A 904-nucleotide genomic window follows, 5' to 3' on the forward strand; every position below is an offset into this window, starting at 1 on the left:
CAGCGATTGAGCGTCGTCCGCGCCGCGAATTCCGCGATCGTGACGAGCGTAATGATCGTAATGACCGTGGCGATCGTCGCCCCGGTAATGATGGCGATCGTCCGCAGCGTCGTGAGCGCCGTGATGTGGGTGAGATGCAACTGTATCGCATCGAAGTGGGTCGTGATGACGGCGTTGAAGTTCGCCATATCGTCGGTGCTATTGCCAACGAAGGGGATATCAGCAGCCGCTACATCGGCAACATCAAGCTGTTCGCATCGCATTCAACCATCGAATTGCCGAAGGGGATGCCGGGCGATCTGCTGACGCACTTTACCCGCACACGCATCCTGAACAAGCCGATGAACATGCAACTGATCGGTGATGCACAGCCGTTCGAACGTCGTGAACGCAGCGACAGCCGTGGCGCACCGCGTTCTGGCGCTGGTGCTGGTGCTGGCGATCGTCGTGAAGGTGGACGTCGTTCATTCGGTGGGCAGGGTGATGCTCGCCGTGAAGGTCAGGGCGAACGTCGCGAACGCAATTTCAACCGCGACGGCCAACGCAGTGAAGGTCAACGCGCTCCGCGCCGCCGTCCTGCGGATGTTGGTCAATAAAAAGCACATTGAGTAATCGGTGTATTGGCTTATCTTTGGGGCGAAGTTCAACACTTCGCTTCAAATAATAAAATAGTGCCTTACATAACTTTTACCCTTGTTTTATTTTTGGTATAAAAAGCGGCCCGCCGATAATGGGGGGCCGCTTTTTTTTTGACTCACCGGCTGAACTTAATTTTATATTAAGGTCTTAAACGGATAGTACTGCTCTTCGGTGTTGATTATTGCAGTGCCGGACGAGAGGTAATCAAAAAATAGACCTCATTAAAGTAGTGCTATTTGGCGCTGCATAAAAAATAACAACGTTG

At 52.5% G+C, this 904-nt stretch carries 1 protein-coding gene; it reads left to right on the plus strand.

The features are described from left to right. Positions 1–596, plus strand: a 596-nt coding sequence (locus tag J5224_RS30810) for a DbpA RNA binding domain-containing protein (protein ID WP_264628824.1), incomplete at its 5' end; no start/stop codon positions are given. Positions 597–904 lie beyond the last annotated feature (308 nt).

This window comes from Candidatus Symbiopectobacterium sp. NZEC135 (genome assembly GCF_025962695.1).